Origin of the sequence: Salinicola endophyticus (assembly GCF_040536835.1) — a bacterium.
GTDB classification, from domain to species: domain Bacteria; phylum Pseudomonadota; class Gammaproteobacteria; order Pseudomonadales; family Halomonadaceae; genus Salinicola; species Salinicola endophyticus_A.
Genome location: NZ_CP159578.1, coordinates 717,728 through 733,918, shown reverse-complemented (window position 1 = coordinate 733,918; position 16,191 = coordinate 717,728). Strand labels below are relative to the sequence as shown.

The window sequence follows — 16,191 nt, the reverse complement described above, 5'->3', positions numbered from 1 at the left end:
CGGGATATGAAAATGATAGCGTTATCATTCAACGCGACAGCCAAGGTAAAAGAGAGCGCCTTTGTCATACAATTGAACTTAGGTCGGCAGACCAAAGTCGATGGAGAGACCCGAGAGAGCGCTTTCAGAACGCAAAAAGCCCGGCCTGACAGGCCGGGCTCTTGCCTGGTACAGCGCCGATACGGCGCCGGCCAGGTCAGGCGATGCTGACGTCCTTGGACAAATAGACGTCCTGGATGGCGTTGAGCAGCTCGATGCCCTCCTTGAGCGGCTTCTGGAACGCCTTGCGTCCGGAGATCAGGCCCATGCCGCCGGCCCGCTTGTTGATGACCGCGGTGCGCACCGCTTCGCCCAGGTCGGACTGGCCCTTGGAGCCGCCGCCGGAATTGATCAGTCCGGCACGGCCCATGAAGGCGTTGGCGACCTGGAAGCGCGCCAGGTCGATCGGGTGATCGCTGGTCAGCTCGCTGTAGACTTTCTCATGGGTATGGCCGAAGCCGATCGCCTTGTAGCCGCCGTTGTTCTCGGGCAGCTTCTGCTTGACGATGTCGGCCTTGATGGTCGCCGCCAGGTGCACCGCCTGGCTGGTGAGGTCGGAGGCGACGTGGTAGTCGACCCCATCCTTCTTGAATTCCGGGTTGCGCAGGTAGGACCACAGCACGGTGACCATGCCCAGCTCGTGGGCGCGCTCGAAGGCTTCGCTGATCTCCTGGATCTGGCGGCGGCAGTCCGGCGAGCCGAAGTAGACGGTCGCGCCGACCGCGATGCAGCCCATGTCGTGGGCCTGCTCGACCTGGGCGAACAGGGTCTGGTCGTACATCGCCGGCAGGGTCAGGCTCTCGTTATGGTTGAGCTTGAGCATCAGCGGGATCTTGTGCGCGTAGCGCCGTGCCACCGAGGAGAGCACGCCCAGGGTCGAACAGGCGCAGTTGCAGCCGCCCTGCAGCGCCAGCTCGAGGATGTTCTTGGGATCGAAGTAGGCCGGGTTGGGCGCGAAGGAGGCGCCGGCGGAGTGCTCGATACCCTGGTCGACCGGGAGGATGCTGACGTAGCCGGTGCCGCCGAGACGGCCGTGGTTGAACAGCGTCTGCAGGTTGCGCATCACGTGCGGGCTGCGGTCGCTGTCGGCGAAGACGCGGTCGACGAAGTCCGGGCCGGGCAGGTACAGGTCCTCTTTCTTGAACCCGCTACAGGTGTAGCTCAGCAGGCTGTCGGCCTCGTCGCCCAGCAGCTTGGCAATATCGGTCATGATGCGTTTCCTCTGTCCTCAGATGGTACGTCGGGGAGTCTCGACGGGTACGGCTTCCCTGCCGCTGCCCCGGGGCAACGGCTCGCAAGACGCTGATGGCGACGCCGGGCCGCCAGGCCCCTCGCCCCGCCGGGTGCGTCCACCGCGCGCTCGACGGCCGGCCTCTCTCCGTCACGACACTTCGAGCGCGGTCGAACGGGCCCCAGAATAAGCGACAATGCCGCTCAGTTCACGCGCTGCGCGCGAGTCGTGCAAACCTTGCGCGCGAGTTGCCGCGGCTGTCGCCATTCGCTGACGCGATATGGGGCTCAGCGGCCACGGCCCCACAGCGTGTCACGAGTGGCTTGGCAACGCGGGCTGAAAATCGTCATGGGAAAGTGGGATCACGACGCGATCTGCTACGCTAGCGACTTTTCCGCCTTCTCGGAGACCTGACATGTCCGTGCTGCGGGGCTTTCTGTGGCTGCTCGCTTTCCTGCTGCTGGGCCAGGCCATCATGCTGTGGCTACCCATCGCCCTGCCCGCGGGGGTGATCGGCATGCTGCTGCTGACGCTGTGGTTCTGCCAGCGCGGCGGCATGAACGCCGATGTGGTCGCCGTCAGCCAGCCGCTGATCGCCATGCTCGCGCTGCTGATCATGCCCGGGGTGGTCGAGATCTTCTTCGTCGCCGGGCGCTTCGCCGATCAGGCCGGGGCCATTCTCACCGCGCTGCTGCTGGGCACCCTGGCCAGCGTCGCCTCCAGCCTATGGCTGATGCGCCGCTGCCTGCCGCCGGAGACACCGCATGAGTGAGCTGGGCGCGACCCTGGCGGCCGTGCCGCAGGCGTGGTTCGCCACCCCGATTGGGGCCATCGGGCTGACCCTGGCCGCCTACTTCCTCGGCGTGCATCTGTTCAAGCTGATGCGCCACCCCAGCTGGTGCCCGCCGGTGATCATCGCCGCGCTGCTGATCGCCGCAGTGATCGCGCTGCTGCCGATCGGCATCGATGATTACAACCGCGGTGCCGCCTGGCTGATGCTGCTGCTCGGGCCGGCCACGGTGGCACTGGCGGTGCCGCTCTACCAGCAACTGGGGCAGATCCGCGCGCTGTGGAAGCCGATCGTGCTGACGCTGCCGCTCTCGGCCACCTTGGCCGCCTGCTACGCGGTACTGATTGCCTGGCTGCTCGGCGCCCCACCCGAAGTGCTGGCCTCACTGGCGCCGAAGTCGGTGACCTCACCGATCGCGCTGAGCCTGACCCAGGAGCTGGGCGGCTCCACGGCGCTGCTGATGGGCGCGCTGATGACCACCGGGATCACCGCGATCTTCGGCGTCGAGTGGCTGAGCCGCTGGATGCGCATCCGCGACCCGCGCCTGATCGGCCTCGCCCTGGGCATCAACGGCCACGCCCTGGGCACCGTGCGCGCGTTCGAGATCAGCCACCAGGCCGGCGCCTTCGCTTCGCTGGGCATGAGCCTGACCGGCGCCTTTACCGCCATCGTGCTGCCGCTGGTATGGCATCTGTGGGCGTGATCGACGCCGGCGCTGACACAGCGGCTAGTTGGAGATGACAGACGCCGCCGAGATGACGGACGGCACTGGGGTGAGAGACTACGCCGAGGTGAGAGACTACGCTGGGGTGACACTCATGGCATGGAGGCCAGACGATGACACTCTCGAGCGATAGCGGGCAGGGGCGCCCGACCCTCGTGCTGATGCACTTCTTCGGCAGTTCCCACCGCGAGTGGCGCGAGGTGATCGGCCACCTCGACCCGGCGGCGCGCGTCGCCACCCTGGACATGCCGGGCTTCGGCGACGCCCGCGACCGCCCCGGCTATGACGTCGCCGCCATGACCCGCCACGTAATCACCGAGGTGGAGGCCGCAGGGCTCGACGAGGTGGTGCTGGTCGGCCACTCCTTCTCCGGGCGCATCGCGATGACCGTCGCCGCCGAGCGCCCGGCCTGGCTGCGCGCACTGGTGCTGATCGCGCCGTCGCCGCCCGGCCCGCAGACGATCAGTGCCGAGGAGCACCGCTTCCAGCTCGATTTCGACTTCAGCGAGGCCCAGGCGCGGGCGTTCATCGACGGCGCCAGCGCGGTGGCGCTCGATCCGGCAACCTACCAACGCGCGGTGGAGGATGCGATCAACGCCACCCCGGCGGCGTGGCGCGCCTGGCCTGAGCACACCTACGCCGAGGACTGGCGCGAGCGCGTCGGGGTGCTCGACCTGCCCGCCTGGGTGCTGGTGGGTGATCGCGACCCCTCGCTGCCGCCGGCGGTGCAGCGCGAGTCGGTGATGCCGCACCTGAGCGCCGCCGAACTCGAAATCTTCCCCGGCTATGGCCATCTGCTGCCGATGGAGATGCCCGCCGCCCTGGCCGCGCGCCTCGATGCCATCGCTGCCGGTTGCCGCTGAGGTCGGGAGCAGGGTTCGGCCCCTGCGGCGGCGCAGTGAATGCGCTAACATGCCTGCCTTCGTGAATCTCTCGAACGGGCCCCGGCATGACGTATCGCATCGCCATCAACGGCTACGGGCGGATCGGCCAGAGCGTGCTGCGCGCCCTGGTGGAACGCCCCGAGCTGCCGTTCCAGGTGGTCGCCATCAACGAGCTCTCCGAGCTGGAAACGCTGGCCTATCTGACCCGCTACGACACCACCCACGGCCGCTTCCCCGGGCGCGTCGAGACGCATGGCGACGAACTGGTGGTCAACGGCCAGGCGATCGCCATCCGCCGCGCCGCTGACCCCGAAGCGCTGGATTGGGGCGCCCTGGGGGTGGATCTGGTGCTCGAGTGCTCCGGTAGTTTCAAGGATCGCGCCACCGCCGAACGCCACCTGCAGGCCGGCGCCGCGCGGCTGCTGTTCTCGCAGCCCGCCGAGGCGGACGTCGACGCCACCGTGGTCTACGGCGTCAACCAGTCGATGCTGACGGCGGATATGCGCGTGGTCTCCGCCGCCTCCTGCACCACCAACTGCCTGGTGCCGATCCTGCACGTGCTCGACCGCCACTTCGGGGTCGAGCACGGCGTCACCACCACCATCCACTCGGCGATGAACGACCAGCCGGTGATCGACGCCTACCACAACAGCGACCTGCGCCTGACGCGCTCGGCGATGCAGTCGATCGTGCCGGTGGACTCCGGCCTCGCCCGCGGCATCGGCCGTCTGATGCCGCACCTGGCGGAGCGCTTCGAGTGCCTCCACGTGCGCGTGCCGACGATCAACGTCTCGGCCATGGACATGGCGATCTCGCTCGCCTGCGAGACCGACGCCGCGGCGATCAACGCCTGCCTGCGCGACGCCAGCCTCGGCCGCTATCAGGGCCTGCTCGGCTACACTGACGAGCCCATGGCCTCGGTCGACTTCAACCACGACCCGCGCTCGGGTATCGTGGACGCCACCCAGACCCGCGTCGCCGGGGGCCGCCTGCTCAAGGCGCTGTGCTGGTTCGACAACGAGTGGGGCTTCGCCAATCGCATGCTCGACGTCGCCCACCACTGGCTCGAGTGCCCAACCGCCGGTACCGCCTCTCCCCGTTAAGGAAGGAACGCATGAACGTACATAAGATGACTGAGCTGGATCTCTCGGGTAAGCGCGTCCTGATCCGCGAGGACCTCAATGTGCCGGTCAAGGACGGCAAGGTCACCAGCGACGCCCGCATCCGCGCCAGCCTGCCGACCATCCGCGCCGCCCTCGATGCCGGCGCCCGCGTGCTGCTGATGAGCCATCTGGGTCGCCCCACCGAAGGCGAGCCGGCCGACGAGTTCAGCCTCGCCCCGGTCGCCCGGCATCTCGGCGAGCTGCTGGGTCAGCCGGTCCGCCTGGAGAAGGACTATCTCGACGGCGAGGTCGAGATCGGCGACGGCGAAGTGGTCATGCTGGAGAACGTGCGCTACAACCCGGGCGAGAAAAAGGACGACGAGGCGCTGTCCAAGGCCTACGCCGCGCTCTGCGACGTCTACGTGATGGATGCCTTCGGCACCGCCCACCGCGCCCAGGCCTCGACCCACGGCGTCGCCCGTTTCGCCTCCCAGGCCTGCGCCGGCCCGCTGCTGGCGAGCGAGCTGGAAGCGCTGGAGCAGGCACTCAGCGCGCCCAAGCGGCCGATGGCGGCGATCGTCGGCGGCTCCAAGGTCTCGACCAAGCTCGAAGTGCTCTACGCCCTGGCCGAGAAGTGCGACCAGCTGATCGTGGGTGGCGGCATTGCCAACACCTTCATTGCCGCGGCCGGCCACAACGTCGGCAAGTCGCTCTATGAAGCCGATCTGATCGACAAGGCCAAGGCGCTGATGGCCAAGGTCGAGATCCCGCTGCCGAGCGACGTGGTGGTGGCCACCGAGTTCTCCGAATCCGCCACCGCCACGGTCAAGCCGGTGGATCAGGTCGGTGACGACGAGATGATCCTGGATATCGGGCCGGAGACCGCCGAGCGTCTGGCAGCGCTGCTCGGCAACGCCGGCACCATCCTCTGGAACGGCCCGGTGGGGGTGTTCGAGATCGACCAGTTCGGCAAGGGCACCGAGACCCTCTCCCACGCCATCGCCGACAGCCCGGCGTTCTCGATTGCCGGCGGCGGTGACACCCTGGCCGCCATCGACAAGTACGGCATCGCCGAGCGCGTCTCCTACATCTCCACCGGCGGCGGCGCCTTCCTCGAGTACGTCGAGGGCAAGACCCTGCCTGCCGTCGCCGCGCTCGAAGCCGCCGCGCGCTGAGCGCGGATGGCTAGCCCGGAGACGTTCGCGCCGAACCCTGCGGCCGCCAGACGCACGCGTCTGGCGGCCGCAGGCATTCTATTCGCCGGCGCGCTGTGGGGGCTCTACTGGATTCCCATCCGCCGCCTCGAGGCGCTGGCCCTGGGCGGCGTCTGGGGCTCACTGATCGTCGCCCTCGTCACCTGCTGCCTGCTCGCGCCCTGGGCGCTGGCCGGGCGCGCACGGCTGCGCCGCTGTCATCCGCTGGGGATACTCGCGGTGCTGCTCGGCGGGGCGGCGTTCATGTGCTACTCGGTGGGCCTGGTCCAGGGCCAAGTCGCGGTGGTCATCCTGCTGTTCTACCTCACCCCGGTGTGGAGCTCGCTGATCGAGCGGCTGTGGTGGCGCTGGCCACTCACCGGCCGACGTCTGGCCGTGATCGCGCTGGGGCTGGGTGGCCTGACGCTGGTGCTGGGCGCGGCCGGCTCGCCGCTACCACGCACCCTGGGCGACTGGCTGGGGCTGGTCTCCGGCGTGCTGTGGGCGATCGCCTCCAGCGGCATGCGCGCGCGCAGCACCCTCGGCCCGGGCGAAGGCAGCTTCGTGTTCGCCCTGGGCGCCGTGCTCGGTGCGCTGGCACTGACACCGCTGCTCGGCCCCTGGCCCGGGCTGCCGCCGATGCCGGCGCTGGGTCAGGCCGTGGCCTGGATCGCCGTCTCCGCCACCCTGTGGTGGGCCATATCGCTGGCGATCGTGGTATGGGCGGCCAGCGTGCTGGCACCGGCGCGCCTGGGGATTCTGATGATGAGCGAAGTGCTGGTGGGCGTGCTCTCGGCGGCGCTGTTCGCCGGCGAGCCGCTCAGCGCGCTCCAGCTCGGCGGCGCGCTGCTGGTGATCGCCGCCGCGGTGCTGGAGGTGGCGCCGCTGCCGGGACGTCGCCTCTCGGACACGGCCCGCTGAAGACGCTTCGACGGCGTGCCTGAAGGTCGCCCACGAAAAAGCCGGCTACATGAGCCGGCTTTTTGCTGTTCGTGGCGGAGAGGGAGGGATTTGAACCCTCGATACCCGCGAAGGTATGCCGCATTTCGAGTGCGGTGCATTCGACCACTCTGCCACCTCTCCTGACGCAATGGCCAACAACGCTCCAACAGCACGCAGAGGGTGCCGCCAGACGTTCCCGGCGTTTCGCGGTGACGAAGCATAACAGAAAACACCCGCACCGTGTGAAGCCCCTACGGCATTTTTCGGGGCAAAAACCGCCACCTGCGTGACCTACCCCCGCTCAGGGGGCGACCTCCGCGTCACCCTGCCCACTCTCGCTCAGCGCACGCTGGACCATGCCCTCGTGCTTCATCCGCGCCAGGAACGCCTCGACGTAGTCGGCGACCTCGGCCTGGGCGCGGGGCAGCGCCATGCACTGCTCGATCGCGGTGAAGCGCCCCGGCAGCACTCGATAGCCGCCATGGGCCTCGGCGTAGCGGGTCAGCGGCTGGCGCACCCCGGCGGCGGCGTCGAGCCCCTGCTCGACGAACAGCTCGATCGCCGCGGCCGAGGTGGGCGCGCGCACCAGCTCGGCGTGCTGGAGAGTGCGCGAGAGATAGAGGTCGTAGGCCGCGCCCTCGCCCACCGCGATGCGCACACCGTCACGGTCGAGCTCCTCGACCTGAGCGAACGCCGCCGCCTCGGGCACCAGGTAGGTGCCTTCGATCAGCACATAGGGCGAGGTGAAGTGAATCGTCTCGGCACGCTTGGGGTCGCGGGCCAGAAACGCCAGCCGCCAGTCGGCGTGTTCGAGATCGGCGACCACGGCCCCGGCGGCATCGTAGGTGACGAACGCGACAGCCACATCCAGCTCCGCCGCCAGCGCCCGGCCCAGGGCCGCTGAGACGCCGCCCGGCTCGCCATCCTCACGGCGCTGGGCCAGCACCGGATTGCCGTAGTTGATCGCCACCTTGAGCCGCCCTTCCGGCGCCAGCATGGCCCGTACCCGACACTTCGATGTCTGCATGATCACTCCCGTTGGCCGAGGCTCGGCGCGCTGTAGCAGATGGGCAGACAATAGCCCCCTCGCGGCATCAAGTCATCTTCGACATGAGTCCCACAAAAAAGCCCCGCCGAAGCGGGGCCAGAGGATCAGCGCCAGCGGCAGCGCGCCGGCACGTGCGCCTCAAGCGGACCGGGCAGGCAGGAACTTGGCCTTGAGCCTGCCCGCGAACAGCGGGATGAACGCCACCGCAGCAGCGGCGATCCACAGCCCGATCGAGAGCCCGGACTGCCACAGGATGGCGAGGTCGCCACCGCTGATCGACAGCGCCCGGCGCAGGTTCTCCTCCATCAGCCCGCCGAGCACGAAGCCCAGCACCACCGGCGCCAGCGAGAAGCCGAACTTGCGCAGCAGATAGCCGAACACGCCAATGGCCAGCATCAGATAGATCGCCATCAGGTCGGAGTGCAGCTGATAGACGCCGACGAAAGCGAGAATCGCCACGCTGGGTACCAGCAGCCAGCGCGGTACCTGCAGCACGCGGGCGAAGACCCCGGCCAACGGCAGGTTGAGCAGCAGCAGCATGACGTTGCCGATATAGAGCGAGGCGATCAGCCCGCCCACTACCATCGGCTGCTCGCGGAACATCATCGGCCCCGGGTTGATGTTGTAGAGCATCAGCGCGCCGAGCAGGATCGCGGTGGTACCGGAGCCGGGGATGCCGAGGGTCAGCATGGGCACGAAGGAGCCCGCGGCGGAGGCGTTGTTGGCCGCTTCCGGCGCCGCCAGGCCACGCATGTTGCCGGTGCCGAAGCTGTTGTCGTGGTCGCTGATGCGCTTCTCGGTGGTGTAGGCCACGGCGCTGGCGACGGAGGCGCCGGTACCCGGCAGCACGCCGATGACGAAGCCGATCACGCTGGAGCGCAGGATCGCCCACTTGCAGTAGAGCACCTCGGAGAGCTTGACCATGACACGGCCGATCGGCGCCATCTCGCCATCCTGGTCGTGACGGAAGGCGTGTTCGAGCATCAGCAGAATCTCGCTGACCGCGAACAGCCCGATGATCATGACCACGAAATCGATGCCGTCGTAGAGCTCGGGCATGTCGAAGGTGAAGCGCAGTACGCCGGTGCCGGAGTCGACCCCGACGGTGGAGATCAGCACGCCGAGCACGGCGCCGATCAGCGTCTTGAGTGGATCCTTGCCCATCATCGCCGACATCGAGGCGAAGGCGAAGATCATCAGCGCGAAGAACTCGGCGGGCCCGAACTTGACCGCGACGATCGCCAGCAGCGGCGCGAACAGGGTTAGCCCCAGGATCGCTACCGTGGCGCCGATGAACGAGCTTACCGCGGAGAGCCCCAGTGCCGGGCCAGCGAGACCCTTCTTGGCCAGCGGGTGGCCATCCAACGTGGTCATCACCGCGCCGGCGTCGCCGGGCACGTTGAGCAGGATGCTCGACATGCGCCCGCCGTATTCGGAGCCGGTGTAGATGCCCGCGAGCAGAATCAGCGACGACTCCGCCGGCAGGCCGAGGGTATAGGCCAGCGGCATCAGGATGGCGATGCCGTTGATCGGGCCGATGCCCGGCAGCGCGCCGAACAGCGTGCCCAGCAGCGCACCCAGGAAGGCGAGCCCGAGATTGAGCGGCGTCAGCGCGACGCCGAAGCCCTGAATCAGGAAATCGAACATCAGTTGGCTCCCAGCAGCGGTTCGATCCAGCTACCGGTGGGTAGCGAGATGCCCAACGCGTAGGTGAACAGCAGATAGCTGCCGAGGGCGAGCAGCACCCCGCCGACCAGGGCCTTGAGTGGCGAGGCGCCGAACAGCCAGGCGATCGCCACGCTGACCAGCGCGGTGATCAGCAGGTAGCCGGCCTCGATGAACAGCGCGGCGTACACCACCAGCAGCCCCATCACCACCAGCAGGCGCAGCAGCAGCGCGCCGCTGGGCCATTCGCCGTTGGGCCCCGGGCGCACGAACAGCACCACCGCGAGCAGTGCCAGCAGCCCCGCCAGCAGCAGCGGGAAGGCCTTCGGCCCCACCGGGTCGTAGCTGAACGGCACCTCGAGATGCCAGGCCTGGACGGCGATGAACGCCGCCAGACCGAGCAACAGCAGACTCAGGATGCGGTCGGCGGCGTGTCTCATTGGGTCAGACCCACTTCCTTGGCCAGTTGCGAGAAGCCAGCGACCTGCTTCTTGACGTACTGGTCGAAGTCATCGCCGAACTTGCTCATCGGGAACAAGCCACGACCTTCACGCAGCTTGGCGAAGCTCTCGGTCTGGCTCAGCTCGCGCAGACGCTCGACCCACGCCTGATAGGCTTCGTCGCTGACCTTCGGGCCCATGTAGTAGCCGCGCCAGATCGGCCACTCGACGTCGTAGCCCTGCTCCTTGGCGGTGGGGATATCGGCGTAGGGGCCAGCCTGGCGCTCTTCGGCGAGTGCCGCGAGGATGCGCACCTCACCGCTGTCGAGCTGCGGCTTGAGTTCGGCCAGATCGCCGGTGAACACCTGGATGTGCTCGCCCAGCAGTGCCGCCAGCGCCTCGCCGCCGCCCTCGAAGGAGACGTAGCGCAGCTTGCGCGGATCGATGTTGGCGGATTTCGCCATCAGCGCCGCCTTCATCCAGTCCTGGCTGCCGACCGTACCGCCGGCGCCGATCACCACGCTGGAGGGGTTCTTCTTCAGCGCCTGCATCAGCTCATCGAGGTTCTGCCACGGGGCGTCGTTACGCACCACCACCGCACCGTAGTCGACCCCCAGCGCGCCCAGCCAGCGCACGTCGTCGACCGACTGCTTGGCACCGAACTTCTTCAGCGCCAGATTGAGCGCGGCACCGGTACTCGCGGCGACGATCAGGTTGGGGTCGTCGTTGCGCACGCCGGTGACGTGGTTATAGGCGACCGCGCCGATACCGCCCGGCATGTAGGTGACCAGCATCGGCTCGTCGATCAGCTTGGCTTCCTGCAGGCCGTTGGCGGCCAGGCGGCAGGTGAGATCGTAGCCACCGCCGGGCTTGGCCGGGGCGATACACTCGGGGGGCTTGGCCTGGGCCTGAACGGCACCGGCCAGCAGCGCGCCACCGGCCACGGCGGCGGCCAGCCAACGACGAAGGGAGGATGATTTCGGCATGCTCAGCGTCTCCTGGATTGTTATGCTCGCTATCCGCTCGGGCGCTCTTCGGAGTCAGCCCGCAAGCGACGGTTCAAACAGCACAGGGGCGATGCTAGGCCGCCAACCTTTCATCAACCTGTCATCTAGACCTTTGGTCTAATCAAGACATTGGTCTTATGCTGGCCGGTCGCGGCGCCGAGCCAGCGCGTTCCGAGTCCGCACGGTCGGTCTCCTGCTGGCCATCTCACCCTGACGACACACTGGCGCGGAGAGACGTCATGCATCTGCTGGTCATCGAAGACGATCCTCTGCTGTCACGCTCGCTGGGCGAGGCGATGGCCCGTGCCGGCTATCGCATCGACGCGCTGAGCCGAGTCGAGGACGCCTGGCAGGCGCTGCGCCAGCGCCGTTTCGATCTGATTCTGCTCGACCTGGGCCTGCCCGACGCCAGTGGGCTCGAGCTGCTGGCGCGCCTGCGCGACACCGGCGACGCCACCCCGGTGATGATCCTCACCGCGCGTGACGGGCTCGAGGATCGCGTGCGCGGGCTCGACCTGGGCGCCGACGACTACCTGGCCAAGCCGTTCTCGATCAGCGAGCTGGAGGCGCGCGTCCGCGCCCTGCTGCGACGCAGCCAGCAGCGTCTCGACGACCGCCTGCACTTCGCCGGGCTGACCCTGGACACCCACGCCGCCAGCGTGTGGCTGGCGGGCGAGCCGCTGGATCTGCCGCGGCGGGAGTTCCGCCTGCTCGAAGCGCTGATGCTCAACGCCGGGCGCATCGTGCCCCGGGAGACGCTGGAGGATCGCCTGTTCGGCTTCGAAGCGGTGGGCGCCAACGCCCTCGAGGTCTACGTCAGCCGGCTGCGCAAGCGGCTCCAGGACGCCCCGCTGGCGATCCGCACCCTGCGCGGGCTGGGCTATCGCCTGGAGGAGCGCCGCGAGTGAACGCCCGCCCGGTGTCGCTCAAGCGCCGTCTGGCGCTGTGGCTGACCGCGATCGTCGCCGGGCTCGGCACGCTGCTGCTGATCGAGGCCTACACCAGCGCCCACAAGGCCGCCGACCGCGCCCTCGACGGCCAGCTCGCCGCCGCCAGCCTGACCATGGCCGAATCGCTGCAGTGGCCCGACGGCCAGCCCACCCTGGAGATGCCCGCCTCGGCGCTGCAGATTCTCGCCACCCAGTGGCAGGAGCGGGTGTTCTACTGGCTCCAGGCCGACAACGGCCGCCTCATCACGCGCAATGCCAAGCTGCCGATCAGCGCCGCCATGCGCGACGCCGCCAGCCACCATCCGGTGTTCTACGACGCCGACCTGGATGGCGTACCGATCCGCCTCCATGGCCGTGAGATCGACTCCGCCGGCTGGGACACCCAGGAGCCGGTACAGCTGTGGGTCGGCCACACCCGGCGCGGGCGCGACCTGCTCGCCGGCGAGCTGTTCGAGAAGAGCGCCACGCGTTTCGCCGCCATGGTGCTGATCACCGCAGCGCTGCTGATGATCGCCGTGCGCGCCCTGCTGGCGCCGCTGGAGCGACTGCGCCGGGCGCTGCGCGACCGCCACCCGGACGACGTCGAGCCGCTCACCCTCGAGGTGCCGCGGGAGATGCGCGAGTGGGTGGACACCCTGAACCGCCTGCTCGCCGACCAGCGTGACCGCCGCGCCACCCTGCTGCGCTTCATCGCCGACGCCTCGCACCAGTTGAAGACCCCGCTGGCGGGGCTGCAGAGCACTTCTGAGCTGGCCCTGGCCAGCTCCGATCCAGCTGCCTGGCAACGCGCCCTGAACGAAGTCCACGACAGCGCCAGCCGCACCAGCCGGCTGGCCGGCCAGATGCTCAGCCTGACCCGGCTGCGTCATCTGGGCCCCGACCAGGAGCGCCAGCAGCTGGCGCTGGACACACTGCTGCGCGCGGTGGTGATGGAGTGGGCCGACCGCCAGGAGAGCCGCGACCACGATCTCGGCCTGGCGCTCGAGTGCGCGCTGCCCGCCTGGGTCGCCGGCGAACCCTGGGCGCTGCACGAGCTGCTCAACAACTTGATCGACAATGCCTGCCGCTACACCCCACACGGCAGCCAGATCACGGTGGCGCTGCGCGATCTCACCGCCGACCGGCTGGAACTGTCGATCGAGGATGACGGCCCCGGGGTCGAGGCGGCGGCGCGCGAGCGCCTGACGCGGCCCTTCGAGCGCGGCCAGCGCCAGGACACCGAGGGCTCGGGGCTGGGTCTGGCGATCGTCGACTCCATCGCCCGGCGTCACGGCAGCCCGCTGGAGCTGAGCGCGGTGAGCCCGCACGGGCTGCGCCTGTCGCTGACACTGGCACGTCTGGATCCCGCCGCTTCAGGCCCCGACACGCACACCCCAGCCCCCGGAGAACGCGCATGAGCCATCCAAAGCGCAGGTTGCCGACCGCACTGGCTCGCCTATGTCTATCGCTGGGGTTGGGGCTAGGCTCAGGCGTCGCGCTGGTGACGACACCCGCCGTGGCCGAGCCGCTGATCGTCGAAGCCGCGCTGGATCGCCCGGTGTTCCAGCCAGTACTCAATGCCTTCAGCGCCGAGTACCCACAGATCACGCTGGACTACCGCGAGCGCTCCACCCTCGAAGCCGACCACCGGGCACGCGACGCCGAGGACCCGCCGGACGTGGTGATCAGCTCGGCGATGCCGTGGCAACTGGCGCTGAGCAACGAAGGCCGGGCGCAGGCGCTCGACAGCGTCGAAGCGCGGCGCTGGCCGGCCTGGGCCAAATGGCGTAACGAGGTGTTCGGCTTCACCTTCGAGCCGGTGGTGATGGCCTACCGCCTGGAGCTGGCCTCGCACATGCCGCCACCGACCACCCACCGGGATCTGCTCGACCTGCTGACCGACTATCGCCACTGGCTGCGCGGGCGCGTGGTCACCTACTCACCGCGGGACAGTGGCGTCGGCTACACCCTACTGCAGCAGGATGCGCGCTATACGCCGCGTATCTGGGACCTGGTCGCGGCCATGGGCGCCGCCGACGTCGACCTGGCCCAGAACACCCGGGCGATGCTCGAGGGCCTGAGCGACGGCCGCTACTGGCTCGGCTACAACCTGCTCGGCTCCTACGCCATGGTCTGGGCACAGAGCCACCCCGACATCATCGTGCAGGTGCCCAACGACTACTCGCTGGTGCTGATGCGCATGGTCTTCGTCCACCGCGACGCGCCGCACCCGCAAGCCGCGCGGCGCTTCGTCGACTTCCTGCTCAGCCAGCGCGGCCAGCGCATCCTGGCCGGCAGCACGCCGCTGTTCAGCGTGCGCGACGACGTCATCGGCCCCTACACCGCCCAGCGCCTGCGAGACCAGGTCGGCGACCACCTCTATCCGATTCCGATCAACGCCACCCTGCTCGCCTTCGTCGATCCGCTGCGGCGCCAGGCCTTTCTGCGCCGCTGGGACCGCGAGCTCAATATCTTGAGCGAGTGAAACGCGCCCTGGGACAAGCGCTCAGGCGCGCGGCGGCGCATCATCGTCGATCCGGCACTGGCCGCTGTCGCAGGGCGCACAGCGCTGGCGCCCGGTCAGCCAGCCGGAAAGCAGATAGCGGCGCGGCGCGAACCAGCGGTAGACGCGGTCCGCCAGCGGCCTGATCAGCGGCCAGCGCAGCGGCGCGGTGAGCCAGCCACGCCCCACCAGCGACCAGGCGCGATGGGTGACGTCGAGCCCGCGCAGGCGCTCCCCGCGGTAGTACCCGAGCAGGATCGCGCTCGCGTCCGCCGGTTCGACATCGGGCCAGCGCTGGCTGAAATCGGCGGCGTGGATATCCTCGAAGCGAATGCGACGGTGGCGGTCCAGCCGCCGCAGATGGGTGATCTCGTGGACACACAGGGGGCAGGCGCCATCGTAGAACAGCGTCAGCTCGGCCATGAGGGCCTCCTTGTCGAAACGTTCTCGATGCCGATAAGTCTAGCGCACAGGTGGCGCCTCATGGGCCGATGTATACCCGTAACGCGCCCCTTCCGACCTCAACTTGGCATACGTAGCACGGGCTTCAACGTCACGCCCTTCTCACTGTCGGCGACGGCCTGCTCGATATCGGCAAAGTCGTAGAACTTCACCAGTCTGTCGAACGGGAACCGCCCCTGCAGGTACAGCTCGACCAACTGCGGAATAAAGCGTCGAGCGACGCTGTCACCCTCGACGATGCCACGAATGCTCTTGCCGCCCAGCAGCAGATCGTTGACATCGAACGCGGCCTCGGTCCCCAGGGCCGGAGCACCCACCACGCCCAGCACGCCGAGACTGCCGAGCGCATCGACACCCTGACGCAACACCTCAGGGCGCCCGGTCGATTCCAGCGCAAAGTTGACGCCACCACCGGACAGCTCACGCACGCGCTCGACCACGGATTCCTTGCCGGCATTGATCACGTGAGTCGCCCCCAGCTCCAGCGCAAGCTCGAGCCGCGAGTCGATCATATCGACGGCGATGATTGTGGTCGCGCCGGCGATACGAGCGGCCATGACAGCAGACAGTCCCACGGCACCCGCGCCGAAGGCGCAGAAGCGGCTGCCGGGCGTGACACCAAGCGTATTGATGACCGCACCGGCACCGGTTTGAATGCCACAGCCGAGAGGCCCCAGCAGTTCGAGCGGCGCCTCGCGGCTTACCCGAACGGCATTGTTTTCACGGCTCAACGCATAGGTGGCAAACGACGACTGACCGAAAAAATGATCGTGAACGGGCTGGCCGCTGGCATCGTGGAGCGCCTGCTCGCCATCGGGGCCGGCGCCGCTGAAATTGCGCGCAAAGAACTCGCTGCAGTAGGAGGCGTGGCCGGCGTCGCAGGGCAGGCAGTCACCGCAGTAGGCGTAGCTCAGCACCACGTGGTCACCCACTTCCAGCGAGTTTACCGCCGGACCGACAGCCTCGACCACGCCGGCGCCTTCATGGCCGAGCACCGCCGGCAGCGGTACCGGATAGAACTGATCGCGCACGATCAGATCGGTGTGGCACATGCCAGTGGCCACGATCCGCACCAGCACCTCGTCTTCACGCGGCGCTCTGAGAGTCAGTGTCTCGAGCCGAAAGGCACTCCCCTTTTCCCGCGTTACCGCCGCCTTGATGGTCATGGAGTTATCAGTTGTCATGGATCACCTCGCTGTCGGGTCGAACGTACACGGCACCGGCCGCGCAC

General features: G+C 68.3%; 16 protein-coding genes and 1 tRNA gene. 9 read left to right on the top strand and 8 right to left on the bottom strand.

The window, feature by feature from the left end; genetic code table 11:
- Positions 1-196: 196 nt before the first annotated feature.
- Complete coding sequence (locus ABV408_RS03530; protein ID WP_353981093.1) at positions 197-1,249, bottom strand: class I fructose-bisphosphate aldolase; 1,053 nt, start codon at positions 1,247-1,249, stop codon at positions 197-199.
- Positions 1,250-1,685: 436 nt separating this feature from the next.
- On the opposite strand from ABV408_RS03530, the gene ABV408_RS03525 reads away from it, so the two are divergent.
- The 6 genes from ABV408_RS03525 (at position 1,686) to ABV408_RS03500 (ending at position 6,885) form a co-directional block, all read left to right on the top strand.
- On the top strand, positions 1,686-2,042 hold the full coding sequence (locus tag ABV408_RS03525; protein WP_353981092.1) for a CidA/LrgA family protein: 357 nt from the start codon (positions 1,686-1,688) through the stop codon (positions 2,040-2,042).
- Entirely contained in the window at positions 2,035-2,763 is a 729-nt protein-coding gene (locus tag ABV408_RS03520; protein ID WP_353981091.1) for an LrgB family protein, read from the top strand. The genes ABV408_RS03525 and ABV408_RS03520 overlap by 8 nt, the downstream gene beginning before the upstream one ends.
- Before the next feature lie 134 nt (positions 2,764-2,897).
- The gene (locus ABV408_RS03515; RefSeq protein WP_353981090.1) at positions 2,898-3,647 is read left to right on the top strand and encodes an alpha/beta hydrolase; all 750 of its coding nucleotides are present in this window, start codon (positions 2,898-2,900) and stop codon (positions 3,645-3,647) included.
- 86 nt (positions 3,648-3,733) lie between these two features.
- Positions 3,734-4,771 (top strand): glyceraldehyde 3-phosphate dehydrogenase NAD-binding domain-containing protein, encoded by a 1,038-nt coding sequence (locus ABV408_RS03510; RefSeq protein WP_353981089.1) that lies wholly within the window; start codon positions 3,734-3,736, stop codon positions 4,769-4,771.
- An 11-nt stretch (positions 4,772-4,782) separates the two neighbouring features.
- Positions 4,783-5,946, top strand: coding sequence for a phosphoglycerate kinase (locus ABV408_RS03505; protein WP_353981088.1), 1,164 nt, complete (start codon positions 4,783-4,785; stop codon positions 5,944-5,946).
- Positions 5,947-5,952: 6 nt separating this feature from the next.
- Positions 5,953-6,885, top strand: coding sequence for a DMT family transporter (locus tag ABV408_RS03500; RefSeq protein ID WP_353981087.1), 933 nt, complete (start codon positions 5,953-5,955; stop codon positions 6,883-6,885).
- Positions 6,886-6,957: 72 nt separating this feature from the next.
- Here the strand turns inward: ABV408_RS03500 and ABV408_RS03495 are convergent.
- From ABV408_RS03495 to ABV408_RS03475, 5 genes are all read right to left on the bottom strand, one after another.
- Positions 6,958-7,047: transfer RNA gene (locus tag ABV408_RS03495), tRNA-Ser, on the bottom strand.
- A gap of 160 nt (positions 7,048-7,207) precedes the next feature.
- Positions 7,208-7,933 carry a transporter substrate-binding domain-containing protein gene (locus ABV408_RS03490; protein WP_353981086.1) on the bottom strand — a complete coding sequence of 242 codons (726 nt, stop codon included), beginning with the start codon at positions 7,931-7,933 and terminating at the stop codon, positions 7,208-7,210.
- 159 nt (positions 7,934-8,092) lie between these two features.
- On the bottom strand, positions 8,093-9,601 hold the full coding sequence (locus ABV408_RS03485) for a tripartite tricarboxylate transporter permease (RefSeq protein WP_353981085.1): 1,509 nt from the start codon (positions 9,599-9,601) through the stop codon (positions 8,093-8,095).
- Positions 9,601-10,059: a tripartite tricarboxylate transporter TctB family protein gene (locus tag ABV408_RS03480; protein ID WP_353981084.1), complete on the bottom strand. Its 459-nt coding sequence runs from the start codon at positions 10,057-10,059 to the stop codon at positions 9,601-9,603. The genes ABV408_RS03485 and ABV408_RS03480 overlap by 1 nt, the downstream gene beginning before the upstream one ends.
- Positions 10,056-11,045, bottom strand: a complete 990-nt coding sequence (locus ABV408_RS03475) for a tripartite tricarboxylate transporter substrate binding protein (protein ID WP_353981083.1) — start codon at positions 11,043-11,045, stop codon at positions 10,056-10,058. The genes ABV408_RS03480 and ABV408_RS03475 overlap by 4 nt, the downstream gene beginning before the upstream one ends.
- 260 nt (positions 11,046-11,305) lie before the next feature.
- Between ABV408_RS03475 and ABV408_RS03470 the strand changes: the two genes are divergently transcribed.
- The 3 genes from ABV408_RS03470 (at position 11,306) to ABV408_RS03460 (ending at position 14,480) form a co-directional block, all read left to right on the top strand.
- Positions 11,306-11,974 (top strand): response regulator transcription factor, encoded by a 669-nt coding sequence (locus ABV408_RS03470; RefSeq protein ID WP_353981082.1) that lies wholly within the window; start codon positions 11,306-11,308, stop codon positions 11,972-11,974.
- Positions 11,971-13,413, top strand: coding sequence for a sensor histidine kinase N-terminal domain-containing protein (locus ABV408_RS03465; RefSeq protein ID WP_353981081.1), 1,443 nt, complete (start codon positions 11,971-11,973; stop codon positions 13,411-13,413). The genes ABV408_RS03470 and ABV408_RS03465 overlap by 4 nt, the downstream gene beginning before the upstream one ends.
- Before the next feature lie 83 nt (positions 13,414-13,496).
- Positions 13,497-14,480 carry an ABC transporter substrate-binding protein gene (locus ABV408_RS03460; RefSeq protein WP_353981080.1) on the top strand — a complete coding sequence of 328 codons (984 nt, stop codon included), beginning with the start codon at positions 13,497-13,499 and terminating at the stop codon, positions 14,478-14,480.
- A 21-nt stretch (positions 14,481-14,501) separates the two neighbouring features.
- Here the strand turns inward: ABV408_RS03460 and ABV408_RS03455 are convergent, their stop codons facing one another.
- Both ABV408_RS03455 and ABV408_RS03450 read right to left on the bottom strand, forming a co-directional pair.
- On the bottom strand, positions 14,502-14,921 hold the full coding sequence (locus tag ABV408_RS03455) for a DUF393 domain-containing protein (RefSeq protein ID WP_353981079.1): 420 nt from the start codon (positions 14,919-14,921) through the stop codon (positions 14,502-14,504).
- A gap of 98 nt (positions 14,922-15,019) precedes the next feature.
- On the bottom strand, positions 15,020-16,144 hold the full coding sequence (locus ABV408_RS03450) for an NAD(P)-dependent alcohol dehydrogenase (RefSeq protein WP_353981078.1): 1,125 nt from the start codon (positions 16,142-16,144) through the stop codon (positions 15,020-15,022).
- Between the last annotated feature and the right edge of the window lie 47 nt (positions 16,145-16,191).